This window comes from Variovorax sp. KBS0712 (genome assembly GCF_006323185.2).
GTDB lineage: Bacteria > Pseudomonadota > Gammaproteobacteria > Burkholderiales > Burkholderiaceae_C > Variovorax > Variovorax boronicumulans.
The window spans coordinates 325,048-350,392 of record NZ_VCCD02000004.1 but is presented as its reverse complement, the minus strand read 5'-3'; the positions used below and the strand labels follow the sequence as shown (position 1 = coordinate 350,392).

At 69.2% G+C, this 25,345-nt stretch carries 23 protein-coding genes and 1 riboswitch; of the genes, 6 read left to right on the top strand and 17 right to left on the bottom strand.

Features of this window, described 5'->3' with window-relative positions:
• Window positions 1-13: 13 nt before the first annotated feature.
• From FFI97_RS29845 to FFI97_RS29810, 8 genes are all read right to left on the bottom strand, one after another.
• Window positions 14-748 (bottom strand): ABC transporter ATP-binding protein, encoded by a 735-nt coding sequence (locus tag FFI97_RS29845; RefSeq protein WP_139703387.1) that lies wholly within the window; start codon window positions 746-748, stop codon window positions 14-16.
• Complete coding sequence (locus FFI97_RS29840) at window positions 745-1,536, bottom strand: ABC transporter ATP-binding protein (RefSeq protein WP_095949850.1); 792 nt, start codon at window positions 1,534-1,536, stop codon at window positions 745-747. The genes FFI97_RS29845 and FFI97_RS29840 overlap by 4 nt, the downstream gene beginning before the upstream one ends.
• Window positions 1,533-3,458, bottom strand: a complete 1,926-nt coding sequence (locus FFI97_RS29835) for an ABC transporter permease (protein WP_070063549.1) — start codon at window positions 3,456-3,458, stop codon at window positions 1,533-1,535. The genes FFI97_RS29840 and FFI97_RS29835 overlap by 4 nt, the downstream gene beginning before the upstream one ends.
• Window positions 3,459-3,539: 81 nt before the next feature.
• Complete coding sequence (locus FFI97_RS29830) at window positions 3,540-4,745, bottom strand: ABC transporter substrate-binding protein (RefSeq protein WP_062473975.1); 1,206 nt, start codon at window positions 4,743-4,745, stop codon at window positions 3,540-3,542.
• 59 nt (window positions 4,746-4,804) lie between these two features.
• Window positions 4,805-5,389: an amino acid synthesis family protein gene (locus tag FFI97_RS29825; RefSeq protein ID WP_139703385.1), complete on the bottom strand. Its 585-nt coding sequence runs from the start codon at window positions 5,387-5,389 to the stop codon at window positions 4,805-4,807.
• A gap of 41 nt (window positions 5,390-5,430) precedes the next feature.
• Window positions 5,431-6,072, bottom strand: a complete 642-nt coding sequence (locus FFI97_RS29820; protein ID WP_095743158.1) for an amino acid synthesis family protein — start codon at window positions 6,070-6,072, stop codon at window positions 5,431-5,433.
• A gap of 21 nt (window positions 6,073-6,093) precedes the next feature.
• Complete coding sequence (locus tag FFI97_RS29815; protein WP_070063552.1) at window positions 6,094-6,996, bottom strand: UPF0280 family protein; 903 nt, start codon at window positions 6,994-6,996, stop codon at window positions 6,094-6,096.
• A 4-nt stretch (window positions 6,997-7,000) separates the two neighbouring features.
• Complete coding sequence (locus FFI97_RS29810; RefSeq protein WP_139703384.1) at window positions 7,001-8,620, bottom strand: 6-hydroxynicotinate reductase; 1,620 nt, start codon at window positions 8,618-8,620, stop codon at window positions 7,001-7,003.
• A 319-nt stretch (window positions 8,621-8,939) separates the two neighbouring features.
• Between FFI97_RS29810 and FFI97_RS29805 the strand changes: the two genes are divergently transcribed.
• From FFI97_RS29805 to FFI97_RS29795, 3 genes are read left to right on the top strand one after another with little or no spacing between them, the layout of a single operon-like run.
• Window positions 8,940-9,713: a ferredoxin--NADP reductase gene (locus FFI97_RS29805; RefSeq protein WP_062473986.1), complete on the top strand. Its 774-nt coding sequence runs from the start codon at window positions 8,940-8,942 to the stop codon at window positions 9,711-9,713.
• Between the two features lie 26 nt (window positions 9,714-9,739).
• Window positions 9,740-10,507 (top strand): TetR family transcriptional regulator, encoded by a 768-nt coding sequence (locus FFI97_RS29800; RefSeq protein WP_070063554.1) that lies wholly within the window; start codon window positions 9,740-9,742, stop codon window positions 10,505-10,507.
• Complete coding sequence (locus tag FFI97_RS29795) at window positions 10,462-11,661, top strand: amidohydrolase family protein (protein ID WP_139703382.1); 1,200 nt, start codon at window positions 10,462-10,464, stop codon at window positions 11,659-11,661. Before FFI97_RS29800 ends, FFI97_RS29795 begins: the two co-directional genes overlap by 46 nt.
• Window positions 11,662-11,689: 28 nt before the next feature.
• On the opposite strand, the gene FFI97_RS29790 is transcribed toward FFI97_RS29795, so the two are convergent.
• The 4 genes from FFI97_RS29790 to metH form a co-directional block, all read right to left on the bottom strand.
• Window positions 11,690-12,103: a GtrA family protein gene (locus FFI97_RS29790; protein WP_070063556.1), complete on the bottom strand. Its 414-nt coding sequence runs from the start codon at window positions 12,101-12,103 to the stop codon at window positions 11,690-11,692.
• A 10-nt stretch (window positions 12,104-12,113) separates the two neighbouring features.
• Entirely contained in the window at window positions 12,114-13,103 is a 990-nt protein-coding gene (locus tag FFI97_RS29785; protein WP_062473993.1) for a glycosyltransferase family 2 protein, read from the bottom strand.
• A complete protein-coding gene (locus FFI97_RS29780) occupies window positions 13,100-14,857 on the bottom strand; it encodes a glycosyltransferase family 39 protein (RefSeq protein ID WP_260685219.1) in 1,758 nt (585 codons plus the stop codon). The genes FFI97_RS29785 and FFI97_RS29780 overlap by 4 nt, the downstream gene beginning before the upstream one ends.
• Before the next feature lie 100 nt (window positions 14,858-14,957).
• Complete coding sequence (metH, locus tag FFI97_RS29775; protein ID WP_139703378.1) at window positions 14,958-17,720, bottom strand: methionine synthase; 2,763 nt, start codon at window positions 17,718-17,720, stop codon at window positions 14,958-14,960.
• A gap of 22 nt (window positions 17,721-17,742) precedes the next feature.
• Window positions 17,743-17,818: riboswitch (S-adenosyl-L-homocysteine riboswitch) on the bottom strand.
• Between the two features lie 132 nt (window positions 17,819-17,950).
• Between metH and FFI97_RS29770 the strand changes: the two genes are divergently transcribed.
• On the top strand, window positions 17,951-19,006 hold the full coding sequence (locus FFI97_RS29770) for an esterase/lipase family protein (protein WP_260685218.1): 1,056 nt from the start codon (window positions 17,951-17,953) through the stop codon (window positions 19,004-19,006).
• 11 nt (window positions 19,007-19,017) lie between these two features.
• On the top strand, window positions 19,018-19,929 hold the full coding sequence (locus FFI97_RS29765; protein WP_185993754.1) for a lipase secretion chaperone: 912 nt from the start codon (window positions 19,018-19,020) through the stop codon (window positions 19,927-19,929).
• A gap of 21 nt (window positions 19,930-19,950) precedes the next feature.
• Here FFI97_RS29765 and FFI97_RS29760 read toward each other — a convergent pair whose 3' ends face one another.
• Complete coding sequence (locus FFI97_RS29760) at window positions 19,951-20,388, bottom strand: PACE efflux transporter (RefSeq protein ID WP_062473998.1); 438 nt, start codon at window positions 20,386-20,388, stop codon at window positions 19,951-19,953.
• A 102-nt stretch (window positions 20,389-20,490) separates the two neighbouring features.
• On the opposite strand from FFI97_RS29760, the gene FFI97_RS29755 reads away from it, so the two are divergent.
• Window positions 20,491-21,411, top strand: a complete 921-nt coding sequence (locus FFI97_RS29755) for a LysR family transcriptional regulator (RefSeq protein ID WP_139703374.1) — start codon at window positions 20,491-20,493, stop codon at window positions 21,409-21,411.
• A 6-nt stretch (window positions 21,412-21,417) separates the two neighbouring features.
• Here FFI97_RS29755 and FFI97_RS29750 read toward each other — a convergent pair whose 3' ends face one another.
• From FFI97_RS29750 to hutG, 4 genes are all read right to left on the bottom strand, one after another.
• Complete coding sequence (locus FFI97_RS29750) at window positions 21,418-22,182, bottom strand: SH3 domain-containing protein (protein ID WP_139703373.1); 765 nt, start codon at window positions 22,180-22,182, stop codon at window positions 21,418-21,420.
• Window positions 22,183-22,260: 78 nt separating this feature from the next.
• Window positions 22,261-23,310 carry a homocysteine S-methyltransferase family protein gene (locus tag FFI97_RS29745; RefSeq protein ID WP_139703371.1) on the bottom strand — a complete coding sequence of 350 codons (1,050 nt, stop codon included), beginning with the start codon at window positions 23,308-23,310 and terminating at the stop codon, window positions 22,261-22,263.
• Window positions 23,311-23,366: 56 nt separating this feature from the next.
• On the bottom strand, window positions 23,367-24,524 hold the full coding sequence (locus FFI97_RS29740) for a histidinol-phosphate transaminase (RefSeq protein WP_139703369.1): 1,158 nt from the start codon (window positions 24,522-24,524) through the stop codon (window positions 23,367-23,369).
• On the bottom strand, window positions 24,521-25,342 hold the full coding sequence (gene hutG, locus FFI97_RS29735; RefSeq protein ID WP_139703367.1) for an N-formylglutamate deformylase: 822 nt from the start codon (window positions 25,340-25,342) through the stop codon (window positions 24,521-24,523). The genes FFI97_RS29740 and hutG overlap by 4 nt, the downstream gene beginning before the upstream one ends.
• Window positions 25,343-25,345 lie beyond the last annotated feature (3 nt).

Here is a 25,345-nt window from a genome sequence, read left to right as displayed (position 1 = left end):
GGAAAGGAAACGGTCAGACGCTGAGGTAGGCCCTGCGCACTTCTTCGTTGGCCGCCAACTCGGCCATCGTCGCGTGATAGCGGATCTGCCCCTTCTCGAGCACGTAGGCGCGGTCGGAGACCAGCTCAGCGAAGTGCATGTTCTGCTCCGACAGCAGGATGCTCACGCCCTGCGCCTTGAGCTCGAGGATCATGTTGGCCATCTGCTCGACGATGACCGGGGCCACGCCCTCGGAGGGTTCGTCGAGCAGCACGAGGTACGGGTTGCCCATCAGCGTGCGCGCGACGGTGAGCATCTGCTGCTCGCCGCCGCTCATGCGGCCACCGGGGCGGTTGGGCATTTCGCCGAGGTTGGGAAACAGCTGGAACAGGCGCTCGGGCGTCCACAGCGGCGCGGCCGTGCCGTCGGCCCACTGGCGCGCGGGCTGCTTGCCGACCTCGAGGTTCTCCATCACCGTGAGGTCGGTGAACACGCGCCGGTCTTCGGGAACGAAGCCCAGGCCCAGGCGCGCCGCGTGGTGCGGCTCGCTCTTGGAAATGTCGTGGCCCAGGAAGCGCACGGCGCCGCGGCGCTTGGTGAGCATGCCGATCAGCGTCTTGAGCGTGGTCGACTTGCCGGCGCCGTTGCGGCCCATGAGCGCGACGACTTCACCGCGCCGCACTTCGAGGTCGACGTCGTAGAGGATCTGCGCGGCGCCGTACCAGGCGCACAAGGCCTTGGCTTCCAGAAGAGGTTCGTGCGTGCTCATGCGGTGACTCCCAGCGCTGCGGCTTTCTCTGCAATCTTCTCGAAGGTCTTGCCGCTGCCGAAGTACACCTCCTGCACCTTCGGGTGGTCGCGAATTTCGAGCGGCTTGCCCTGCGCGATGAGGCGCCCGCGCGCCAGCACGATCATGCGGTCGGCATACGCGAACACCACGTCCATGCTGTGCTCGGTGAAGAGCACGGCCATGCCGCGCTGGATGACGAGGTCCTTGGTGAGCGCCATGAGCGAGTTGCGCTCCTGGGGCGCCATGCCGGCGGTGGGCTCGTCCATGAGCAGCAGCTTGGGCGAGTTGGCCATGGCGATGGCGAGTTCGACGCGCTTCACGTCGCCGTAGGCCAGCACGCTGCAGGGCCGGTCGGCCTGCGCCTTCATGCCGACCTGGTCGAGCAGCGCCAGTGCTTCGTCGCGCTTGTGGTCGGCCGCGCGGCGCCACATCGAGAACAGCTTGTGGTCGTGCGAGAGCAGCGCCATCTGCACGTTCTCGACGACCGTGAGCGAGGCGAAGGTTTCGGCGATCTGGAAGGTGCGGCCCACGCCCTTGCGCCAGATCTCGCGCGGCTTGCGGCCCACGAGTTCGTGGCCGTCGAGCGTGATCGAGCCCTGGTCGGCCTTGAGCTGGCCGTTGACCATGTTGAAGGTGGTCGACTTGCCGGCGCCGTTGGGGCCGATGAGCGCCAGCAGTTCGCCGGGCGGCAGCTCGAAGCTGATGCCGTCGACGGCCTTCACGCCGCCGAAAGACTTGCCGAGGTTGGTGACTTTGAGGAGGCTCATGCCTTCACCTCCTTGAGCTTGGCGTCTGCTTCATCATGCTTCGGTGCACGCCAGCGATCGACGAGCTGCTTGATCGACCCGGCAATGCCCTGCGGGAACAAGAGCACCAGGATCAGGATGATGGCGCCGAGCATCGCGCGCCAGTAGTCGGTGTTGCGTGCCACGGTGTCGTGCAGCCAGGTGAAGGTGACGGCGCCGACCACGGGGCCCGCCAGGGTCTGGATGCCGCCCAGCAGCACCATCACGAGGCCGTCGACCGACTTGCCGACCGACAGGCTTTCCGGCGAGATGCTGCCCTTGGAGAACGCATAGAGCGCGCCGGCCAGGCCCGCCACGGTGCCGGCGATGACGAAGGCCGCCCACTGCATGCGCTTGACGTCGATGCCGATGGCGTCGGCGCGCAGCACCGAGTCGCGGCCCGCGCGCAGCGCATAGCCGAAGGGCGAGAACAGCACGCGGCGCAGCCACCACACGCCCGCGCCCACGAGCACCAGCGTGAGCCAGTAGTACACCTGCTTGTTCGACAGCCACTCCGAGGGCCACACGCCGGTCAGGCCGTTGCTGCCGCCCGTGAAGCTGTCCCACTGGTAGGTGACGGCCCACGTGATCTGCGCGAAGGCCAGCGTGAGCATCGCCAGGTACACGCCCGACAGCCGCACGGCGAACCAGCCGTAGACGAAGGCGCCGAGCGCGGCCACCAGCGGCGCGACCACCAGCGCCAGTTCCATCGGCAGGTGCAGCGCGCGCACCAGCAGCGCCGCGCCGTAGGCCCCGAGGCCGAAGTAGGCGGCGTGGCCGAAGGAGTGCATGCCCGCCGGCCCCATGATGAAGTGCAGGCTGGTGGCGAACAGCGCGGCGATCAGCAGGTCGATCATCAGCACCGTGGTGTAGGGCGAGCCGGCCGTCAGCAGCGGCAGCGCGGCCAGCACCAGCGCCAGCCCGGCGGCGGCCACGATGTAGGCGGTGCTCGGGCGGCGCAGCGGCTCTTCCTGCATGCCGACGTAGCGGCTCGGCGCCTGCGGCCGGCCGAACAGGCCCCAGGGACGCCACACCAGCACGATGGCCATCACGAGGAAGTCGACCATCAGCGTGAGCTTGGAGAACGACACGTCGATGCCGAAGATCTGCACCACGCCCAGCCAGATGCACACGGCCTTGATCTCGGCGATGAGCAGCGCGGCCACGTAGGCGCCGGGCAGCGAGCCCATGCCGCCGACCACCACGACGACGAAGGCGGCGCCGATGGTGTTCAGGTCCATCTCGAGCGTGGCGGGTTCGCGCGGCAGTTGCAGCGCCCCGCCCAGGCCCGCGAGCAGCGCGCCGAGCGCGAACACGGCGGTGAAGAGCCAGGCCTGGTTGACGCCCAGCGCGCTGACCATCTCGCGGTCTTGCGTGGCGGCGCGCACCAGCGTGCCGAAGCGCGTGCGCGTGAGCAGCAGCCACACGAGGCCGAGCACCAGCGGGCCGACGACGATCAGGAACAGGTCGTAGGAAGGAAACTGGCGACCGAGGATTTCGACCGAGCCCTTCAGGCCCGGCGCGCGCGGGCCGAGCAGTTCGTCAGGCCCCCAGAGCCACAGCACCGCGTCCTTGATGACCAGCACCAGCGCGAAGGTGGCCAGGAGCTGGAACAGCTCGGGCGCCTTGTAGATGCGGCGCAGCAGCAGCACCTCGATGAGCGCACCCAGCACGCCCACCGCGAGCGCGGCGATCAACAGCGCCGGCCAGAAGCCCACGCTCGGGCCGAGCTTCTCGACCAGCGTGTACGCGACGTAGATGCCCACCATGAAAAAAGATCCATGGGCGAAGTTGACGATGCGCGTCACGCCGAAGATCAACGAGAGGCCGGCCGCCACCAGAAACAGCGAAGACGCGCCGGCCAACCCGTTGAGCAACTGAACAACGAAGCCTGAAAAGCTCATGAGGGACCCTGAGGAAACTGGAGACACCGCGCCCCGCCGCGCTCAAGAAGCGGCGGCGGACGCGTTGCAGGAGCCGTGCGGTCAGTCCGCAGGGCGCATCTTTTTCACTTCGTCGTCGGTGGGCTGGAACTTGGCACCGTCGAGGTACACGTAGTCGACCATCACGCCCTTGCCGCCGTCGTTCTTGGTCTTGCCGACGTACGCGCCCATGGTGGACTGGTTGTCCTGCGCGCGGTAGCTGATCTTGCCGAAGGGCGTGTCGACCTGCAGGCCCTTGAAGGCGGCCACGAGCTTCTCGGTGTCGGTGCTGCCGGCCTTCTTCACGCCGGCGGCGATCGAGTAGATGGCGCTGTAGCCCACCACCGAGCCCAGGCGCGGGTAGTCCTTGAACTTGGCCTGGTAGGCGTCGTTGAAGGCCTTGTGCTCGGCGGTCTTCACGCCGTACCAGGGGTAGCCGGTGACGACCCAGCCGTTGGGCGCCTCGTCCTTCAGCGGGTCGAGGTACTCGGGCTCGCCGGTCAGCACGCTCACCACCTCACGGTCCTTGAACAGGCCGCGCGTGTTGCCTTCGCGCACGAACTTGGACAGGTCGGCGCCGAACAGCACGTTGAAGATGGCGTCGGGCTTGGCATCGGCCAGGGCCTGCACCACGCTGCCCGCATCGACCTTGCCCAGCGGCGGCGCCTGCTCGGCGACGAACTCGACGTCGGGCTGGATCGCCTTGAGCAGCGTCTTGAAGGTGGCGACCGACGACTGGCCGTACTCGTAGTTGGGGTACACGATGGCCCAGCGCTTCTTCTTGAGCTTGGCGGCCTCGGGCACCAGCATCGCGACCTGCATGTAGGTCGAGGGGCGCAGGCGGTAGGTGTACTTGTTGCCGTTGCTCCAGACGATCTTGTCGGTGAGCGGCTCGGCGGCGAGGTAGAAGAACTTCTTCTGCTTGGCGAAGTCGGTCAGCGCCAGGCCGGTGTTCGACAGGAAGGCCCCGGCCAGCACGTCGACCTTCTCGCGCGAGATGAGCTCTTCGGCCACGCGCACGGCGTCGCCGGGGTTGGCGTTGTCGTCGCGGCTGATGAGCTCCAGCTTCTTGCCGTTGACGCCGCCCTTGGCGTTGATCTCGTCGACCGCCAGTTCCATGCCCTTCTTGTAGGGCTCGAGGAAGGCGGGCTGCGCCTTGTAGCTGTTGATTTCGCCGATCTTGATCACGCCCTGCGCATGCGCGGGGACGAGGGCGGTGGCCAGCGTGACGACGGAAGCGGCGCAGAAGGCAAGGCGCAATGGATTCATCGGGAAGCTCCTAGAAGTTCGAACAGAAAACACGATGCGGGTGACGATGCAATGACAGGTCAGCGAAGACCGTCTTCGCCCTTGATTTCACTGACCTGCAGGCCGCCGACGCGCGGCAGCGGGCGGCCGCTGTCGGTGACGGCCACGGCCACAACGATCTCGTTGGCGCGCGGCGCGTCGGCCACGCGGGCCTCGACGGCGTCGAAGTGGCTGCGCACGAAGGCGGCGTCCTTGTGGCCCAGCGGCACGTCGATGGCCGTGCCCAGCGTGCCCTGCTTCTTGGCCGAGGGCACGAGCGCCGCACCCTTCTCGACCGCCAGGCGCAGCGGCGCGCCCAGCTTGGGATGCAGGATGGCGGCAGCATGCTCCAGCTCGCCGCGCTCGCCGACGATGGCAGCCTTGCCGTAGCTCTGCGCCTGGCCAGGCTCGATGCCCAGCGCCTTCACGGCCTTCTGGCCCAGCAGCGCGCCGAGCTCTTCGCCGATGGCGATGAGTTCGTCGAGGTTCTCGCTGTAGCGGCCGGCGTAGGGGTTCTCGATGACGGCGATGGCGACGGCGCGGCGCGTGGGCGGCGTCACGTCTTGCCCCATTTCCTTGCGGGTTTCGTCCACTTGAATGACGAGCTTGCGGATGTTGGCGGTCATGTCTGTGTGTTCCTTGTTGTCTTGTCTCTTGTCTTGTGCGGTCAGCGCAGGCCGTCCCACTTGCTGATGTCCTTGGCAAGCAGGCCGCCGACGCGCGCATGCACGCGGTAGCCGGTGCTCATCGCGAGGATGAAGACGATCTCGTCGGCCATCGGCGCGCCGGGCACGCGCACCTCGATGGCGTCGAACTGGCCACGCACGTAGCTGGCGTTGATGTTGGTGAGCGGCACGTCGAGCGCGGCGCCGGGCGGACCGACCTTCTTGGTCGAGGGCACGATCGACAGCGCGTTGCCGGGCTGGCCGGTTTTCTCCTCGGCCTTGCCCGCGGTGTAGGCGGCGCGGCTGCCCTTCCAGCCGAGCAGCTCGCGCATCGCGTAGCCGCCGGGCACATGCCACAGCGCGCCGTGCTCCAGCTCGCCGTCGGCGCCGACGATGGCGCCCTTGCCGTAGGTGGCGATCTGCTCCAGCGGCACGTCCATGGCAGCGTGCAGCTGGTGCGCCATGTCGACGCCCACGGGGTCGAGCAGCGCCATCATCGGCAGGATGTCGGGCTCGTAGCGGCCCGCGAAAGGATTGGTCAGCACCGCGCCGATGGCACCGCGCACCAGCGGGGTTTCGGCACGCGGGCCGAACTCGTGGTGGATGTGCTCGACATGGGTGAAGACGCGACGGATTTCGATCATGAAAAAGAACCTTGCTTTTCGTTAAGCAAATACTGAACCAACTGCTTCGGGCAGCGCGATGTCCAGCGACTTCGAGCATAAGGGTTCCACCCGCCGCCACTGCCCCTGGCAAACGAGCAGAACGGCCCACACGAGCCCCCTTTTCTGCAGCACGCGGGCGCACGCCGCGCCCGCATCGAGTGCATGGTGCACCTGCGCGGGCGCCAGCGGCGGCACGTCGACGGTGACGAGGGTGTCGCCGAGGTCGCTGTCGTCCTTGCAGGCGCTGGCGGGCAGGCGTTGGATGGCGGCGTCGGCCACGTCGACGGCGTTGGCGATCACGGTGGCGGCGGCGTCGGCCTGCGCCGCGGTGGCGGCCAACACCGTCACGCTGTCGGCGATGCCCAGCGAGAAACTGCGCCCGCGCCAGCCGCTGGTGGCGACGCCGCGCACGGGCTGGTCAGCGTGCAGCTCGAACTGGCCGTCGGTGGTCAGCATGCCGCTGTCGCGCCAGTCGAAGCGCGCGAGATCGGCAAACAAGCCCACGCGCGCCGTGTGGCCGGGCGCGAGGTGCAGTGCGATGTCGCCGCCGTTGTTGACCCAGGCGCGCTCGATGCCGGGCCGGTCGTAGAAGGCGATGAGTTCCTGCGCCACGCTGCCGGCCACGGCCGCCATGGGCGTGAGGAACAGCGGCGAGAAGGCATCGCAGGCGTCCCACATGCGGCGCGCCACCACGCCGCGCGGGCGCTGGCGCGCGGCCACGGGCAGGCGCAGCTGCGGCAGCTCGCGCACGAGTTCGTCGAGCACATGGCCGAAGCGCGCCCAGGCCGCGTCGTGCGCGGCGGCGACGGCGTACGGGTCGCCGTGCGCTTCGGCCACGATGTCGATCGGGCCGTGGTTGAAATGCCAGCGGCCCGCGTCGAGCGCCGTGCGTTGGGCGGACATGGTGTCAGCCCAGCATCGGGGCATGGCCGAGCGGCCACGGATTGGCATCGTCGATGACGAGCCATTGGCGCGCCAGCGGTGCGCCGTCTTCCTGCCACGCACCGCGCGCGAGCGCCTGTTCGAGCGGGAAGATGTGTTCGACGTGCCCGCCGAGCGCCTCGTAGTCGGCGCGCCGCATGCTGAACTCGATGGGCGCGACGATGGCCGGCGTGGGCACGGTGCCGAAGCTGTTGTCGGGCATGCGCATGACGTCGGCCATCACGGTGATGCCGCCGCCGGGCCATACATAGGCCGGCGCGCCGCCGCAGGTGACGTTGACCAGCGCACGCTTGATGGCCCGCGTGAGCAGCACGGGGTTTTCGGTGACGCCCGCGCGCAGGCTGCCGCCGGCGCCGCCGAGGAACAGCACGGTGCACAGCGAAGGCTCGCAGTTCTCGCCGATGCGATCGACGATGCGGCGCACTTCGGGCGGCATCTCCTTTTCGACGGGCTTCAGCGCGTCGTCGAGCACGTACCACTGCGCGTGTTCGCCGGTGGTGGAGGTCATGAGCAGGCGCAGGCCGGGGCGGGCCACGCCCTCTTCCCAGCCCTCGATGATCGCCAGCGGGTCGGCGATGTCGGTGCCGCCCCAGCCGTTGCCCGGGTTCGCGACCTGGAAGTAGCGCCCGGGTGTCGACTTGCGACCCAGCATCTGGATGCCCGAGGGCGTCATGTCGAGGCAGCGGCCGGCCTGGTGCTCGGTGAGCACGCCGGTGATGTGGTCGTCGACCACCACCACCTCGTCGGCCACGCCGGCGAACTGGCGCGCGAAGATACCCACGGCCGCCGAGCCGCAGCCCACGCGCATGCGCTGCTCTTCCACGCCGTTGACGATGGGCGCCTTGCCGGCCTGGATGACGAGGCTGACGCCGCCGTCGATGGTGCATTCGACCGCCTGCTTGTTGCCCAGCAGCTGCATGAGCTCGGCCGTCATGCGGCCTTCCTTCTTGCTGCCGCCCGTGAGGTGGTGCACGCCGCCCAGCGACAGCATCTGCGAGCCGTACTCGGCCGTGGTGACATGGCCCACGACCTCGCCCTTGTAGCGCACGTTGGCCTGCTCGGCGCCCAGGAAGCGGTCGGTGTCGATCTTCACCTTGAAGCTGCAGTAGCTGAAGATGCCTTCGGTGACGACGGTGACCATGTCGACGCCCTGGGCTTTCGAAGCCACGATGAAGGGCGCGGGCTTGTAGTCGGGATACGTGGTGGACGAGCCCACGCCGGTGACGAAAACCTCGTCGGCGTGCAGCAGGTCGCCGTTCCAGTCGGGCGCAGCATGGGCCTCTGCCGCGTCGGCACCGGGCCGGTCGAAGGGCACGAGCGCCGGCTGTTCGCTGGCGAGCGTGCGGCGCAGCAGCACCACCGGGTCGACGCGCACCAGCACGCCCTGGCGGTTGGCGTAGCGGTCGCAGGCACCGGTGCGGCCGTCGGAGATCTGGCACAGCACCGGGCAGGCGTTGCACTCGACCTTGGCGGTGCTCATCTTCTCGTTGCGCGGCGGCGCCTTGCCGAAGGCGGCGCCGCCGGCCTGCGCGACCAGGGGCATGTCGATGCCGGGCAATCCGTCTGTCTTGGTGTGTTCAGTCATCGGGGCGATCTCGTGGTGTGGTGCTGTCGGAGCGGGTCTTCAGGCTCCGGAGGTTTGCAACAAACGTGCCGTGCAGGTGCTTGTGCGGCGGCTTTCGTTTGTGTAGCATCCCCTACACTTTCATGTTGCGTTCACTACATCAAAGGTCAATGTAGCAAACAGGCCCGATGCTTGCAATGGTGTTTTCTCGCGGTGTTCATCGGGGTTTTTCCGACCAACGACAATGGAGGGTTGCTAGCCGGCCGATGGCGGACGCCCCAAAGGCGTGCATTTCGGCTCAGCCACCCTTTTCTGTCTTCAACCAACACTTGAGTTCTGTATGAGTGCATTCAGCGAAGAACGCGTCCTGAGCGTCCACCACTGGACCGACCGCCTGTTCACCTTCACCACCACGCGCGACCCGGCGCTGCGCTTCTCGAACGGTCATTTCACGATGATCGGCCTGAAGGTCAACAACAAGCCCCTGCTGCGCGCCTACAGCATCGTGAGCCCCAACTACGAGGAGCACCTGGAGTTCCTGAGCATCAAGGTGGAAGACGGCCCGCTCACCTCGAAGCTGCAGCACATCCAGGTGGGCGACACCGTGATCGTGGGCCGCAAGCCCACGGGCACGCTGCTCATCGACTACACGCTGCCGGCCAAGCGCCTGTACCTGTTCGGCACGGGCACCGGCCTGGCGCCGTTCATGAGCATCATCCGCGACCCCGACACCTACGAGAAGTTCGAGCAGGTCATCCTGGTGCACGGCGTGCGCCAGGTCGACGAGCTGGCCTACCACGACCTCGTGACCGACCACCTGCCCAAGCACGAGATCCTGGGCGAGATGATCGCCAAGCAGCTGCTGTACTACCCCACGGTCACGCGCGAGGAGTTCCGCAACCAGGGCCGCGTCACCGACCTGATCGAGAGCAACAAGCTCACCGACGACCTGGGCCTGCCCCCGCTGAACGTCGAGGAAGACCGCGTGATGCTGTGCGGCAGCCCCGGCCTGCTGGTCGACCTGAAGCACATCCTGGAAAAGCGCGGCTTCAAGGAAGGCAACACCTCGACGCCCGGCGACTTCGTGGTCGAACGCGCCTTCGCCGAGAAGTAAGCAATAGAAGAGGCGCTGCGCGCACGATGGCCGACTCCCGCTCCGTCAGCAAGCCCAAGCCCCAGCGCCGCACCGGCGTGCGCGAGGCCGCGGCCCAGGCCACGCGCGACAGCATCCTCAAGGCGGCGACCAAGGTGTTCGCCAAGTACGGCTACGACGGCGGCAGCGTGGAGAAGATCTCCAAGGCCGCCAAGTCGTACGACCGGATGATCTACTACTACTTCGGCAGCAAAGAGGGCCTGTTCATCGCGGTGCTCGAGGGCATCTACCAGCGCATGGACGATGCCGAGGCCGCCATTGCGCTCGACGCCTCGCGGCCCGTGGAAGCGCTCACCGAAGTCATCCGCTTCGTGCTCGGCTACTACCGCAAGAACCCCGAGTTCGTCACGCTGCTGAACACCGAGAACCTGCACAAGGGCCGGCACATCTCGAAGTCGCTGCGGGCGCGCGAGTACTCGTCGCGGGCGGTGGCCATCATTTCGGAAATCCTTGCCAGCGGCGCGGCCCAGGGCCTGTTCCGCACCGACCTCGTGGCGCGCGACATCTACCTGCTGATCGCGTCCACCGGCTATTTCTACACCTCGAACCGGCACACGCTCACGGCCTTCCTCGGCGAGCCGCTGGAGTCGCCGGAAGCCGTCGCGCACTGGGAAGATTTCGTCATCGAGACCCTGCTGCGCACCGTGCGCGCGGACGAGGTATCGGACAACCGCACCCCTTCCCCACCCCACGACGAGGACACAACGAAATGGCAGAAATCGCAGCCGGCGCAAAGTCGGGCAAGGTCGTCATAAAGAACATCGGGCTGCTGCTCTCGGGCGACATCGACAAGCCCATCCTCGACGCCGACACCCTGGTGGTGAACGACGGCCTGATCGTGGCGGTCGGCAAGGAGAAAGACTGCGACCTCGAAGGCGCCGTCACCGTCATCGACGCGCGCAAGACCTGCGTCGCCCCCGGCCTCATCGACAGCCACGTGCACCCGGTGTTCGGCGACTGGACGCCGCGCCAAGGCCAGATCGGCTGGATCGACTCCACCATGCACGGCGGCGTGACCACCATGATTTCCGCTGGCGAGGTGCACCTGCCCGGCCGCCCCAAGGACATCGTCGGCCTGAAGGCGCTGGCCATCACCGCGCAGCGCGCCTTCGACAACTTCCGCCCTGGCGGCGTGAAGGTGCTGGCGGGCGCGCCCGTCATCGAGAAGGGCATGGTCGAGAGCGACTTCAAGGAACTCGCCGAAGCCGGCGTGGGCCTGCTGGGCGAAGTGGGCCTGGGCTCGGTGAAGGCCGGCTACGAGGCCAAGGAAATGGTGGCCTGGGCACGCAAGTACGGCATCCAGAGCACGATCCACACGGGCGGCCCGTCGATCCCGGGCTCGGGCCTGATCGACAAGGACGTGGTGCTCGAGGCCGATGCCGACATCATCGGCCACATCAACGGCGGCCACACCTCGCTGCCCGAGGCACATGTGTGCGAGCTGTGCGAGAAGAGCACGCGCGCCATCGAGATCGTGCACAACGGCAACGAGAAGGTCGCGATTGCGGCGGCCAAGGCTGCCCTCGAACTGAAGTGCCCGCACCGCGTGATCCTGGGTACCGACGGGCCCGCGGGCTCGGGCGTGCAGCCGCTGGGCATCCTGCGCATGGTGGCGATGCTGTCGTCGATCGCGAACATCCCGGCCGAGTTGGTGTTCTGCTTCGCGACCGGCAACACGGCGAAGATCCGCAAGCTCAACTGCGGCCTGATCGAAGTGGGCCGCGCGGCCGACTTCGTGTTCATGGACCGCGCCCAGCATTCGCCCGCGCCGGGCCTGCTCGAAAGCGTGCAGCTGGGCGACATCCCGGGCGTGGGCATGGTGATGATCGACGGCCTCGTGCGCTGCGGCCGCAGCCGCAACACGCCGCCGGCCACCGAGATCCCGGTGGTGGTGTCGGGCGGGCACTGAACCTGAGTGAACGCGCCCGGCGGCGGCCTCAGCCGCCGCTGCGATGCGAGCGGAAGACCAGGTAGCGCGCCGAGAGAAAGTTGGCGCCCAGGCCCGCGATGCTGCCCAGTGCCACGCCGAGCGCGGCGGCCCAGCGCCCCTCCACCCAGTGCAGCGTGAGCACGTAGGTGCCGTAGTTCAGCACGGCACCGGCCAGCATGGTCGTGAGGTAGCCCAGGTATTCGCGCCAGACCGAACGCCCCGTGGCGGCGCCGGCCGCGCTCGCCGCGAAGGTGTAGCGGCGGTTGTAGAGCCAGGTGGTGGTGGCGGCGGCCAGGAACGACACGACGCGCGCGCCGTACCACCCCAGGAGCGGTGCCAGCAGGTAGAGCACCGTCACGTCCACCACGAAGCCGATCACGCCGGCCACGGCGAACGAGAGGAACTCGCGCCCGATCTTCATCGCGCCGCCGTCAGTGCGCGCGCAGGCTCTTGCGCAAGCTCTCGCGCACGCAGGGCTGCGCCAGGTAGCGCAGCCGCTTGGCCTCCTGCCGGCCGAGCGTGACGGTGTGCATCACCACGCCGCAGACGAAGGACAGCAGCGCTGCCAGCATCGCGCCGGTGGCGAGCACCGCCGTGGGCAGCCGCGGCACCAGGCCGGTGTGGGCGTAGGTCATGAACAGCGGCAGGGCCAGCGCGAGCGCAGCGATCGCGAGCACGGCCGCGACGATCGAGAAGAACTGCAGCGGCCGCTCGCTGACGAACAGCTTGCCGATGGTCTTCAGGATGCGCCAGCCGTCGCGGTAGGTCGAGAGCTTGCTGTGCGAGCCTTCGGGGCGCGTGCTGTAGGCGGTGGCTTCCTCGGCGTAGGGCATGCGCAGCTCGAGCGCGTGCACGGTCAGCTCGGTCTCGATCTCGAAGCCCTGCGACAGGGCCGGGAACGACTTGGCGTAGCGGCGCGAGAACACGCGGTAGCCCGAGAGCATGTCGGTGAGGCCGCCGCCGAAGAGCTGCGCCACGGTGCCCGTGAGCAGCCAGTTGCCGAAGCGGTGGCCGGCGCGGTAGGTGAGCGCGTCCTGGCCGTCGTCCACGCGGCTGCCGACCACCATGTCGAGGTTGCCCTCGACCAGCCGCGCGATGAGGCGCGGCGCGGCGGTGGTGTCGTAGGTGGCGTCGCCGTCGACCATCACGTAGATGTCGGCCTCGACGTCGGCGAACATGCGCCGCACCACGTTGCCCTTGCCGCGCGCGGCCACGTGCGTGACGATCGCGCCGGCCGCGCGGGCCACGGCGGCCGTGTCGTCGGTGGAGTTGTTGTCGAAGACGTGGATCTCGGCGCCGGGCAGGGCCGCACGGAAGCCCTCGATCACCTGGGTGATGGCCAGGGCCTCGTTGAAGCAGGGAATGACGGCGGCAATGCGCGGCATGGCGGACACGGGGGCGGGTCGGTGGTCGGTCGTCATGGGGCGGTCGTCGGAAGGAGTCGGTAGGCGCGGCTGCCGTCTTGGTCGTGCAGCAGGCCATAGTACTGGTCGAAGCCGGGCCGCACGCTGAGCACTTTCACCATCTCGGGCGACATGACGACGGTGGTGAAGCCCTCGGCCGCCAGCTTGCGCGCCGTGTCGCCGGGCGACATCAGCAGGTAGTCGCGGTAGCGCCAGCGCCCCAGCGTGTCGCCCCAGATCGGGTTGGGGCCGTAGTAGATCGCCTCGTTCAGCGCGATCTGGTAGACGCGGCCGGTCACGTTGCGGCGCACGTAGTCCATCACGCCGTAGCCCGGCACGTGCTTGCGCAGGAAGGCTTCGCGCGCCTCGGGCGTGAGCGAGATCATCGACACCTTGGTGGCCGTCTGGCCCACCGACACGGCAGCCAGCACGGCCAGCAGCAGCACCACGACCCAGTCGCCGACGCCGGCGCCGCTGCGCGGGCCGTCGGCAGCGACCGCAGCGGGCGCTGCGCGCAGTCCGCGCACACCCGCCGCGATCCAGCCGAACAGCACCTGCCAGCCCACGGCGGCCGTCATCGCGAGCAGCGGGAACGAGGCCATGAGGTAGCGCGGGTAGCGCGAGGTCACGACCCACACGGCCACCGAGTACAGGCAGAACCAGCCCGCCGCGCGCACGGCGGCGGAGCGCTTCCACCACACGCTGAAGGGCGCGAGGAACACCGACCAGATGAGCGCGTTGGGCATCTCGGCGTGGTCGCGCACGTCGGCCACCTGCTGCACGTAGTCGGCCGGCACCCATTCGGTGAACCCGAACACGCGTGCGCCGATCGGGTTGAAGGGGTCGCCCGTCATGATGGCGTTGCGCGCGTACCAGTAGATGCACGGAATCAGGAAGCACAGCAGCGCCGGCGCCCAGGCCTGCAGCAGGCGGCGCTCGTGGCGCACCACGAACAGCGCCACCAGCGGCAGGAAGATCAGCGCCTGGTACTTGGAGCCCGCCGCCACGCCGAGGCAGAACGCCGCCAGGCAGAGCCAGCGCGTGCCGTCGCGCAGCGGTTCGGATTCGCGCCACCACCACAGCGCCACGAAGGCCGACAGCACGAACAGCGCCACGCCCATGTCGATCAGCGCGTTGGCGTAGTCGCCCATGCCCAGCCAGATGGCCGCGCCGATGCAGGCGGTGAGCCGGTTGGCGTGCAGGATGCCCAGGCGGAAGATCATCAGCACCGACAGCGCGCCCGCCAGGGCGTTGAGGAAGTGCGGCAGCACGTCGTCGCCCACCTGCAGCGCGGCGGCGTACAGCAGGTTGTAGTTGTACGGGAACCAGGGGTAGCGCAGCCAGTCGTGGATGCCCAGCGTGCCCTGCTGCGCCACGAGGCGCGCGTAGGGCAGGTGGTACATCAGCTCGTCGAAGGCGGCCGGCGGCGCGAGCGGCGCCACCAGCGCGGGCAGCGCGACCAGCGCCAGCGCGATGGCGGCGATGCGTTCGAAGCGGGTCCACGGCGGCGTGGCGGGCGCGGCCGCGCGCAGCCCACGCACCTCGGCGCGCCAGCCGCGCCACTGCCATGCGGCAGCCACGACGCCCGCGCCGATCAGCCCGAGCGTGGCCTCGCGGCGGAAGAGCCCGAAGATCGCCAGCGCCTGGAAAGCACAGATGTAAAGGCCGACGCCGAGTGCAGCCGACATGGCCGCCTCGAGCCAGGCGTCGCGGCGCGAGGGCGGGCGCAGGCGCGCGAGCACCGCGCGGCCGGCACCCCAGCAGGCAATCACGAAGATCGCGAACTGGGCGTAGTGCGCGGCGGCAAAGATCAGCTTCTGAATATCAACTCCCGTGGCCGGTCACTCCGGTCGCGCCGACCGGCCGGCAGGTTCAAAGGTTCGGCGCCAGCAGGCGCTCGAGCTCCGCTTCGCTCGTGCGGCGCCGCGCGGCCTGGTCCTGCAACTGGTCGTGCCCGATCTTGCCGACGTTGAAGTACGTCGCGTCGGGGTGCCCGAGGTAGAAGCCGCTCACGCTGGCGGCGGGCATCATAGCGAGGCTCTCCGTCAGGGTCATGCCAATGTCCGCGCAGTTCAGAAGGTCGAACATCGGGCCCTTCACGCTGTGGTCGGGGCAGGCCGGGTAGCCGGGCGCGGGGCGGATGCCGCGGTACTTCTCGGCAATCATGTCGTCGTTGCTCAGGCCCTCGTGGGGCGCGTAGCCCCACAGGTCGGTGCGCACGCGGTGGTGCATGGCTTCGGCAAAAGCCTCGGCCAGCCGGTCGGCCAGGGCCTTGAGCATGATGGCCGAGTAGTCGTCGAGGTCGTCGATGAAGAACTTCTCTTTCTTCTCGACGCCCAGGCCGGCCGTGACGGCGAACACGCCGACGTAGTCCTTCACGCCGCTGTCCTTGGGGGCGACGAAGTCGGCCAGGCAGCGGCTGGGGCGCATCACGCCGTCGATCATCTGCTTCTCGGTCTGCTGGCGCATGCCGTACCAGGTGAGCGCGACTTCGCTGCGCGTCTCGTCGGTGTACAGCTCGATGTCGTCGTCGTTCACCGTGTTGGCGGGCCAGAAGCCGACCACGCCGCTGGCGCTGAGCCAGCGCCCTTCGATGAGGCGCTTGAGCATGCGCTGGCCGTCGGCGTACACGCGCACGGCCTCGGTGCCGACGATCTCGTCCTTCAGGATGGCGGGGAACGGGCCGGCCAGGTCCCAGGTCTGGAAGAACGGGCCCCAGTCGATGTACTTGGCCAACTCGGTGAGGTCGAAGTTCTTGAACACGCGCCGGCCGATGAACTTGGGCACGGTGGGCACGAAGTTGGCGAAATCGACCGGCGTCTTGTTGGCGCGCGCCTTGGCCAGCGGCCACATCGGCACCTGCTTCTTGTTGGCGTGCTGCGTGCGCACCTTCTCGTAGTCGGCGTTGATCTCGTCGATGTACGCGGTGGCCTGGTCCGAGAGCAGGCTCTGCGCCACGCTCACGCTGCGCGAGGCGTCGGGCACGTAGACCACGGGGCCTTCGTAGTGCGGCGCGATCTTCACGGCGGTGTGCACGCGGCTGGTGGTGGCGCCGCCGATGAGCAGCGGGATCTTCTTGATGCGGAAGTGGTCGTCCTTCTGCATTTCGCCGGCCACGTACTGCATCTCTTCGAGGCTGGGCGTGATGAGGCCCGACAGGCCGACGATGTCCGCGCCCTCGACCTTGGCCTTCGCCAGAATTTCGTGGCACGGGACCATCACGCCCATGTTCACCACTTCGAAGTTGTTGCACTGGAGCACGACGGTGACGATGTTCTTGCCGATGTCGTGCACGTCGCCCTTCACGGTGGCGATGATGATCTTGCCCTTGGTGCGCACGTCGCGGCCCGCGGCCTCGTCCTGGCGCTTTTCTTCCTCGATGTACGGAATGAGGTGGGCCACGGCCGACTTCATCACGCGCGCCGACTTCACCACCTGCGGCAGGAACATCTTGCCCTGGCCGAACAGGTCGCCCACGATGTTCATGCCGTCCATGAGCGGGCCTTCGATCACGTGCAGCGGACGCCCGCCCTTGGCGAGGATCTGCTGGTAGGCCTCCTCCGTGTCTTCGACGATGAAGTCGGTGATGCCGTGCACCATCGCGTGCGACAGGCGCTGGTTGACGTGCACCGGGTGCTCGGGCGTGCCGCGCCATTCGAGCTTCTTGCTGTCGTCCTTGGCGCCGCTCTTGGCGGTCTCGGCCACTTCGACCAGGCGCTCGCCGGCGTCGGGGCGGCGGTTGAGCACCACGTCTTCCACGCGCTCGCGCAGCGTGGGTTCGAGGTCGTCGTACACGCCGACCATGCCGGCGTTGACGATGCCCATGTCCATGCCCGCCTGGATGGCGTGGTACAGGAACACGGTGTGGATGGCCTCGCGCACCGGGTCGTTGCCGCGGAAGCTGAAGCTCACGTTGCTCACGCCGCCCGACACCTTGGCGCCGGGCAGGTTCTGCTTGATCCAGCGCACGGCGTTGATGAAGTCGACCGCGTAGTTGTCGTGCTCCTCGATGCCGGTGGCGATGGCGAAGATGTTCGGGTCGAAGATGATGTCTTCGGGCGGAAAGCCCACCTCGTCGACCAGCACGCGGTAGGCGCGCTCGCAGATCTCGATCTTGCGTGCGTAGGTGTCGGCCTGGCCCTTCTCGTCGAAGGCCATGACCACGGCGGCAGCGCCGTAGCGCTTGACCAGCTTGGCCTCGTGCTTGAACTTGTCCACGCCCTCCTTCATGGAGATCGAGTTGACGATGCCCTTGCCCTGGATGCAGCGCAGGCCGGCCTCGATGACCTCCCACTTGGAGCTGTCGACCATCACCGGCACGCGCGCGATGTCGGGCTCGCTGGCAATGAGGTTCAGGAAGCGCACCATGGCGGCCTTGCTGTCGAGCATGGCCTCGTCCATGTTGATGTCGATCACCTGCGCGCCGTTCTCCACCTGCTGGCGCGCGACGGCCAGGGCGTCCTCGAACTGGCCGTTGAGGATCATGCGCGCGAAGGCCTTGGAGCCGGTGACGTTGGTGCGCTCGCCGATGTTGACGAACAGCGTGCCCTCGCCGATGGCGACCGGTTCGAGGCCGGACAGCTTCATGGAAGGGGGAGCAACGGGAGCGGAAACGGATGCGGGAATCTGGGACATGGCCTCACCTGCGGAAGAGTCGGACAGGCGAGCGTCGTTGTCGCCCCAAGCCTGACGATTCGCCTCTGTGGCGAACCGCTGCAACGCTCCTTGGGAAGTCGCGCATTTTAGGTCGATTCGATTGCGCCCTGGGAAAACCCCAGTTTTCATTCCTGCACGTGTCAACAGAATGCGCCCACCGTTTCTGAACGAACGTTCGTGTTTTTAACCAAACGTAAGGGAGTTCGCCGATGGCCAGGAAGTGGAATGTCCGGTTGCAGCATGCAGCCACCCCGATGCGCGCCGTGGCCCTGAGCTGCGGCCTCCTGGCCGCCGCGGCCCTCGTGGTTCATGCGCCGCCGGCGCGTGCCGCCGCCGGCGACAGCGCCACGCGCGTCGAGGCCCGCGTCACCTCCGACACGGCGAAGACGAAGTACCCGATCGTGCTGGTCCACGGCCTGCTGGGCTTCGACAACCTGCTGGGCGTCGACTACTTCTACGACATCCCCGGCAGGCTGGCCGCCGCGGGCGCCAAGGTGTACGTGGCGCAGGTGTCGGGCACCAACACCTCCGAGATCCGCGGCGAACAGCTGCTGCAGGAGCTCAAGACCATCCGCGCGCTGGAGCAGAACCCCACGCTCAAGTTCAACCTCATCGGCCATTCGCAGGGCTCGCCCACGGTGCGCTACGTGGCGGCCGTGGCGCCCGACATGGTGGCGTCGGTCACGTCGGTGGGCGGCGCCAACGGCGGCTCGAAGGTGGCCGACCTGCTCGCCAAGCTGCCCGAAGGCGGCATCGGCCAGACCCTGGTGGTGAAGGCCGTCGGCCTGCTGACGGGGCTGATCGGTTTTCTCTCGGGCAAGGACCCGAGCCAGCTGCCCGAAGTGCCGCTGAACGCGCTGGCCTCGCTGACCACGGCGGGCGGCGCGGCCTTCGACGCCAAGTTCCCGCAGGGGCGCCCCGCGCCGGGCTCGTCGTGCGACGTGAAGAGCGGTGCGGCCGTGGCCAACGGCGTGCGCTACTACTCGTGGTCGGGCGTGTCGACCAGCTTCAACCTGTTCGACCCGAGCGACACGGCGCTGTCGACCCTGGGCAGCCTGTTCTTCTTCGGCGAGGCCAACGACGGCCTGCTCGCGGTCTGCACCACGCGCCTGGGCACCCACCTGGGCGACTACCGCCAGAACCACCTGGACGAGGTGAACCAGGCCTTCGGCAACACCTACGGCAGCCAGTTCCCGTACTACGAGAAGAAACCGCCGGAGCTGTTCAGGGAACAGGCCGCGCGACTCAAGAGCGCGGGGCTCTGAGGACGCTGCGCATGCGCGGTGTGGCCTTGACCATCGGCGCCGTCGCGCTGGTGGCCGCGGGGACCGGCTGGCTGGCGATCGGCCCCGGGGCGGTCGATGCGCCGCAGGCCGCCGCGCCCCGCGCCACGGCGGCGGTCGCGGTGCCCGGCGCGCCCCCGCCTGCGTCGCAAGCTGCCGCGGCCCCCGACGCCCTGCTCACCAGCGACCTCATCACCCTCTTCGACCAGGTGCTCGCCGAAGCGCAGGCCGACAGCAAGGCCACGCTGATGGCCCGCGCGCCCGCCCTGCTCGCCCTGCGCCTGCGCGAAGACTGGCGCGTGCGCGCGCTGGGCCTGCTGGAGCGCTACGTCGACATGCAGGAGGCCCTGCGCTCCCTGCAGCCGCCCGCGCCCGGCGACCCGGCCTTTTTGCGCCGCAGCCTGGAGGCGCGCGAGGCGGTGCGCCGGCAGTTCTTCGCGCCCGAGGAAATCGAAGGCCTGTTCGGCGACCAGATCCGGCAGGACCGGTTCATGGCCGAGAAGATGGAGCTGCTGTCCAACCCCGACCTCACGCCCGAACAGCGCGCCGCGGCGCTGGCGCAGAGCGAGCAGGCCTGGCTGTCGCCCGCGCAGCGCGAGGTGCGCAAGGAGGCGGTGGCCCATCTGGACGTGATGCGCCAGACCGAGGCGCTGCAGGCGCGCGGCGCCAGCCCCCAGGAGCGCTTTGCCGCGCGCAGCGAGGCCTACGGCTACGAGGTGGCGCGCGGCCTGGCCACGCTCGACCAGGAAACCCAGGAATGGAACGCCCGGCTCGACCGCTACGCCAGCGCGCCCGAGGCCGAGCGGGCCCAGCTGCGCGAGACGCTCTTCAACGAGAACGAGCGCCTGCGCCTGAGCGGTGCCCTGGCGATGCGCTCGGCCGCCGCGTCCAAGCCGGTGAAGTGAATCGGCCAAGTAAGCGCCGGCTTACGCAGGCTGCGCTTCGCCCATGGCCGAAGCCGGCAGGCCGAACACGCGGTCGAAGGCCCAGTTGAAGACGAAGGTGTAGACCAGGAAGAACACCACGAGGCCCAGGTCCATCACCAGCGCCTGCCAGAGCGACACGCCCAGGCCCCAGGCCAGCATCGGCACCAGGAAGGCGATCAGGCCGCCCTCGAAGCCGATGGCGTGGGCGATGCGGCGCTTCAGGCTGCGCCCGCGCACCGCCTGGCGCGACTCCCAGCGCTCGAACAGGGCGTTGAAGGTCAGGTTCCAGATCACCGCGATCACCGAGGCGCCCACGGCCAGCAGGCCCGAGTGGCCGAGCCCCGCGTCCGACATCAGGGCCAGGCCGGCGCTGGCCGCCACGATGGCGATGCCCTCGTAGAGGGAGATGTAAACGATCCGACGCTGAAGGCCCTGCATGACTGTTTCTCTGTGTGTTTGACTGCGATGGAGGGACTTTATTTGCTTTTGGCTGATATAAAAAGTTAACTTATTTCAGTTTTGTTGATAGATCGGGACGCCATGGCTTTCTCCAGCGACAACGTCGAGGTCTTCCTGGCCGTGATCGACCACGGCTCGTTCTCGGCCGCCGCGCGGGCGCTGCGCAAGGTGCCGTCGGCCGTGAGCATGGCCATCGCCCACCTCGAGGCCGAACTGGCGCTGCCGCTGTTCGACCGCAGCGGTCGCGAGCCCCAGCCCACGTCCGCCGCGCGCTCGCTCGAGCCGCAGGCGCGGCTGCTCGCGGCCCAGTTGCGGCAGTTGCAGGTGCAGGCGCTGGCGCTCACGCAGGGGCTGGAAGACCGGCTCACGCTGGCCATCGCGCCCGAATTGCTGGCCGCGCCCTGGAGCGGGCCGCTGGCCGCGCTGGCCGACGACTACCCGCTGCTGCAGGTCGAGGTGCTGGCCGCGCCGCAGGCCGATGCGCTGGCGCTGCTGCACAGCGGCCGGGCGCAGCTGGCACTGGTGTTCGAGCGCCCCAGCCTCGACGGCCGCGAGGGCTTCCAGGAGGTCGGCAGCGACACCATGGTGGCCGTGATGGCGCCCGAGCACCCGGTGCTGCGCGCCGCGGCCGGCGGGCGCCTGCGCGAGGAGCACCTGACCAACACGCGCCAGATCGTGGTCGCGGGGCGCGACCTGGCCACCAGCGACCCGCGCTTCGTGTTCGCGCGGCATGTCTGGCGCACCGACAACGCGCTGGCCGCGCTGAGCCTGATCACCGCCGGGCTGGGCTGGGGCTGGCTGCCACGCAACTTCGCGCGGCCCCACGTGGCGGCGGGCGCGCTGGTCGAGATCCCGTTCGAGAACCTCAGCAACGGGCTGGACCTGTGGGTGGACGTGGTGTGGTCGCGCGAACGGCCGCTGGGCCTGGGCGCGCAGCGCTTCGTGGCGCTGATCGCGCGCGACCGGCAGGCGGCGGCCGGCATCGCAACGCCGGCCGTGTGAGCCGGGTCAATTCTTTCCGTGGCCGTGGCCGTGCCCGCCTCCACCGCCGTGCCCACCGCCCCCGCCGTGCGGACGCCCTCCTCCACCACCGCCGCCCCCACCGGGCCGGCCCCCGCCCGGATGCGGATGCGACACGCCCGGCGGCGGCCCGGGCCGGAAGCCCGGCTGCGGTCGCGGCGGGCGGAACCCCGGATCGACGGGCGGCCGGATGCCCGGCCCGTGCGGGGGACGGACCCCAGGTCCATGAGGCGGACGGACCCCGGGCCCGTGGGGCGGACGCACGCCAGGCCCCGGCCAGGGCCGCGGCTGCCAGCCCGGGTGCACGGGCGGCGGCGGGCGCCAGCCCGCGATCGGCGGCGGCGGAGGCCGTTGGCCCCACCAACGCCGGTCGCCGTACCAGGGGCGGTCGCGGTAGTAGTCGGCCCAGTAGCTGCCGATCACGAAGCTCACGATCGGCACGCCGATGACCGCACCGTAGGTGGCCAGCGGCACGCGCTGCTGCTGGTAGGCGTAGTCGAGGTTCCTTGCCCAGACCCAGCCGCGCCCGCCGTCGGGCAGCACCACGTCGCACCAGCCGTAGCCGCTGGTGCAGCCGACCACGTCGACCGGCTGCCCCGGCCCGAGCCGTGCCACCAGCGGGTAGTCGCCCGAGGGCCCGGCGCGCAGGTTGACCGCGCCGCGCGTGAAGGCCTGCTGCGCCGCCGCCGCGAGCGGCAGCAGCAAAACGAGTGCGCCCAAGGCAGCGCGGCGCAAGAAGGATGTGGCGTTCATGGGAGGCTCCTGTGCGCCCCAGCGTAGGCGTGGGGCGGGGAGCCGTCAATCAGCCGAGGGCGCGCGCGGCGCCCGACTTCAGGCGGCTTCTTTGTAGAAGCCGTTGCTGTTCAGCAGGCGGCCCTTGGCAGGCGCCACCGCCGCACCGATCGCCGCGATGTGGTCCGGCGTGGTGCCGCAGCAGCCGCCCACGATGTTCACCAGCCCCTCGGCCGCGAACTCGTGCAGCAGGCGCGAGGTGACGTCGGGCGTCTCGTCGAAGCCGGTGTCGCTCATCGGGTTGGGCAGGCCGGCGTTCGGGTAGCAGCTGATGTAGGTGTCGCCCGCCACGCGCGCCAGTTCCTGGATGTAGGGGCGCATCAGCGTCGCGCCCAGCGCGCAGTTCAGGCCGATGGCCAGCGGCTGCGCATGGCGCACGCTGTGCCAGAAGGCGGTGACGGTCTGGCCGCTGAGGATGCGCCCCGACGCATCGGTCACCGTGCCGCTGATGATCAGCGGCAGGCGCTGGCCGCTGTTGTCGAAGTACTCGTCCACCGCGAACAGCGCGGCCTTGGCGTTGAGCGTGTCGAAGATGGTCTCGACCAGGATCACGTCGGCGCCGCCTTCGAGCAGCGCTTCGGTCTGCTCGTAGTACGCCGCGCGCAGCGATTCGAAATCGACATTGCGCGCGCCCGGGTCGTTCACGTCGGGGCTGATGCTCGCGGTCTTGGGCGTCGGGCCGAGGGCGCCGGCCACGAAGCGCGGCTTGTCGGGCGTGCTGTACTTGTCGCAGGCCGCGCGCGCCAGCTTGGCCGATTCGAGGTTCATCTCGCGCGCCAGGTGGGCCATCTTGTAGTCCTCCTGCGCAATGGTGGTGGCGCCGAAGGTGTTGGTCTCGATGAGGTCGGCGCCGGCCGCGAGGTAGGCCTCGTGGATGTCGGTGATGACGTCGGGGCGCGTGAGCGACAGCAGCTCGTTGTTGCCCTTCACGTCGCGCTCGAAGTCCTTGAAGCGCTCGCCGCGGTATTGCTCCTCGGTGAGCTTGAAGCGCTGGATCATCGTGCCCATCGCGCCGTCGAGGATGGCAATGCGGTTGGCCAGGATGCCCGGCAGCGCCTGGCCGCGGGTATAGATGAGGGGCTTGGTCATGTCCGCGATTGTAAAAACCCCGGTCTGGCCCGGCGCGCAGGCGGGTCTTGCCGGCGTCAGCCTTGCCCGCCCGCGATCTCCGCCAGCGCCTGCACGAAGCGCGCGTTGTCCGCGTCGGTGCCCACCGAGACGCGGATGAAGGTCTCGAAGCCCGGCTCCTTCCAGGGCTTGACGATGATCCCGCGCGCCAGCAGGGCCTCGTTGACCGGCGCGTTCGCCCGCCCGAGGTCGACGAACAGGAAGTTGGCCGCCGAAGGCGCGATGCGCAGGCCCGGCCAGACCGCCCCGGCCAGGGCGCGAAGCTGCGCCGCCAGCGCCTCGCGCTGCTGCACGGTGCGCGCCACCGCCTGCGCCATGAAGGCCTCGTCGCCCCAGGCCGCCAGCGCCGCGGCCTGCGCCGCCAGGTTCACGTTGAAGGGCGTGCGCACGCGGTCGAGCAGCTGCACCAGCGCCGCGTCGGACGCAATGCCGTAGCCCACGCGCAGGCCGGCCAGGCCCCAGGCCTTGGAGAAGGTGCGCAGCACGATCCAGGGGGCGCGGCCTTCGCCGGCCGCCTGCCAGGCGCGCAGCAGGGCGAGCACGTCGGGGTAGCCGGGCGCCAGCCGCGCATATTCGTAGTAGGCCTCGTCCACCACCAGCAGCGTGCCCGCGGGCACCGCAGCGAGCAGGCGCGCGAAGTCGCCGGCATCGAACATGCAGCCGACCGGGTTCGAGGGGTTGGCCAGCATCACCACCTTGGGCCCGCGCGCGAGCGCCGCGCACCAGGCATCGACGTCGAAGCCGAGTTCCGGCGTGAGCGTCAGCAGCTCGACCTGCGCGCCCATCATGCGCGGGTAGATCTCGTGCAGGCCGAAGGCCGGGCGCTGCGTGAGCACGCGGTCGCCCGGCGACAGCAGCGCCTGGCACATCATCTGCAGGATGTCCTCGGAGCCGTTGCCGATCACCACCTCGCCGGGCAGCGCACCGGTGCGCTGCCCGATGGCGGCACGCAGCGCCGTGGAGTTGGCGTCGGGGTAGGTGCCCGCGCGCGCCGCCAGGTCGACCAGCGCCCGCGCCACCGCGGGGCTGGGGCCGTACGGGTTCTCGTTGCTCGCCAGCCGCGCGATCTCGCTGACGCCGTAGCGCGCGCGCACGGCCTCCGAGGACAGCCCCGCGTTGTAGGGCGGCAGCGGCGGCACCTCGGGGCGCGCGAACGCGTGGATGGCGGCGCTCACCGGGCGCCGCCTTCGACGAAGGCCAGCACGGCTTCCAGCATGCGGCGCACGTGCGGCTTCACGCCCGCGGCCACGTCGGGCAGGTAGTCGAAGGGCAGCGCTTCCTGCATGTAGCTCGACTGCGTCATCTCCAGCTGCACCGCGTGCACGCCGCCGGCCGGGTTGCCGTACTGGCGCGTGATGTGGCCGCCCTTGAAGCGGCCGTTGAGCACGCCGGTGTAGCCCGGCGCCGATTCGGCGATGCCGCGCAGCGTGGCGGCCAGCGCGGGGTCGCAGCTCTTGCCATCGGCGGTGCCCAGGTTCAGGTCGGGCAGCTTGCCTTCGAAGAAGCGCGGCAGCACGGAGCGGATCGAGTGCGCGTCCCACAGCGCGACGGTGCCGTGCGCGGCCGTGAGGCGATCGAGCTCGGCCTGCAGTTGCTGGTGGTACGGGCGCCAGACGGCCTCGCGGCGTTCGGCAACTTCTTCGTCGGACGGGTGGTCTTCGGACTTCGCATAGACCGGCGTGTCGTCGAAGGTGTCGACCGGGCACAGGCCGGTGACGCTCTGGCCCGGGTACAGGCTGGCGCCGTCCGGCGGACGGTTCAGGTCGACCACGTAGCGCGAGTGCGTGGCCACGAGCACCGAGGCGCCGAGTGCGTCGGCGAAGTCGTAGAGCTGCTCGAGGTGCCAGTCGGTGTCGGGCACGTGGCGCGCCTCGTCGGTGAAGCGCGCGGCCAGCGCGGGCGGCACGTGCGTGCCGACGTGCGGCATCGAGATCAGCAGCGGGCGCGTGCCCTGGCGGAAGCGGAACGCCGGTTCGGTGGTGGTGAAGGCCATGGG

Bases quoted from the DNA above. Each gene is read 5' to 3' on its own strand.
- FFI97_RS29845 (WP_139703387.1), bottom strand. From the start codon at position 748: ATGAGCACGCACGAACCTCTTCTGGAAGCCAAGGCCTTGTGCGCCTGG.
- FFI97_RS29840 (WP_095949850.1), bottom strand. From the start codon at position 1,536: ATGAGCCTCCTCAAAGTCACCAACCTCGGCAAGTCTTTCGGCGGCGTG.
- FFI97_RS29835 (WP_070063549.1), bottom strand. From the start codon at position 3,458: ATGAGCTTTTCAGGCTTCGTTGTTCAGTTGCTCAACGGGTTGGCCGGC.
- FFI97_RS29830 (WP_062473975.1), bottom strand. From the start codon at position 4,745: ATGAATCCATTGCGCCTTGCCTTCTGCGCCGCTTCCGTCGTCACGCTG.
- FFI97_RS29825 (WP_139703385.1), bottom strand. From the start codon at position 5,389: ATGACCGCCAACATCCGCAAGCTCGTCATTCAAGTGGACGAAACCCGC.
- FFI97_RS29820 (WP_095743158.1), bottom strand. From the start codon at position 6,072: ATGATCGAAATCCGTCGCGTCTTCACCCATGTCGAGCACATCCACCAC.
- FFI97_RS29815 (WP_070063552.1), bottom strand. From the start codon at position 6,996: ATGTCCGCCCAACGCACGGCGCTCGACGCGGGCCGCTGGCATTTCAAC.
- FFI97_RS29810 (WP_139703384.1), bottom strand. From the start codon at position 8,620: ATGACTGAACACACCAAGACAGACGGATTGCCCGGCATCGACATGCCC.
- FFI97_RS29805 (WP_062473986.1), top strand. From the start codon at position 8,940: ATGAGTGCATTCAGCGAAGAACGCGTCCTGAGCGTCCACCACTGGACC.
- FFI97_RS29800 (WP_070063554.1), top strand. From the start codon at position 9,740: ATGGCCGACTCCCGCTCCGTCAGCAAGCCCAAGCCCCAGCGCCGCACC.
- FFI97_RS29795 (WP_139703382.1), top strand. From the start codon at position 10,462: ATGGCAGAAATCGCAGCCGGCGCAAAGTCGGGCAAGGTCGTCATAAAG.
- FFI97_RS29790 (WP_070063556.1), bottom strand. From the start codon at position 12,103: ATGAAGATCGGGCGCGAGTTCCTCTCGTTCGCCGTGGCCGGCGTGATC.
- FFI97_RS29785 (WP_062473993.1), bottom strand. From the start codon at position 13,103: ATGACGACCGACCACCGACCCGCCCCCGTGTCCGCCATGCCGCGCATT.
- metH (WP_139703378.1), bottom strand. From the start codon at position 17,720: ATGTCCCAGATTCCCGCATCCGTTTCCGCTCCCGTTGCTCCCCCTTCC.
- FFI97_RS29770 (WP_260685218.1), top strand. From the start codon at position 17,951: ATGGCCAGGAAGTGGAATGTCCGGTTGCAGCATGCAGCCACCCCGATG.
- FFI97_RS29765 (WP_185993754.1), top strand. From the start codon at position 19,018: ATGCGCGGTGTGGCCTTGACCATCGGCGCCGTCGCGCTGGTGGCCGCG.
- FFI97_RS29760 (WP_062473998.1), bottom strand. From the start codon at position 20,388: ATGCAGGGCCTTCAGCGTCGGATCGTTTACATCTCCCTCTACGAGGGC.
- FFI97_RS29755 (WP_139703374.1), top strand. From the start codon at position 20,491: ATGGCTTTCTCCAGCGACAACGTCGAGGTCTTCCTGGCCGTGATCGAC.
- FFI97_RS29750 (WP_139703373.1), bottom strand. From the start codon at position 22,182: ATGAACGCCACATCCTTCTTGCGCCGCGCTGCCTTGGGCGCACTCGTT.
- FFI97_RS29745 (WP_139703371.1), bottom strand. From the start codon at position 23,310: ATGACCAAGCCCCTCATCTATACCCGCGGCCAGGCGCTGCCGGGCATC.
- hutG (WP_139703367.1), bottom strand. From the start codon at position 25,342: ATGGCCTTCACCACCACCGAACCGGCGTTCCGCTTCCGCCAGGGCACG.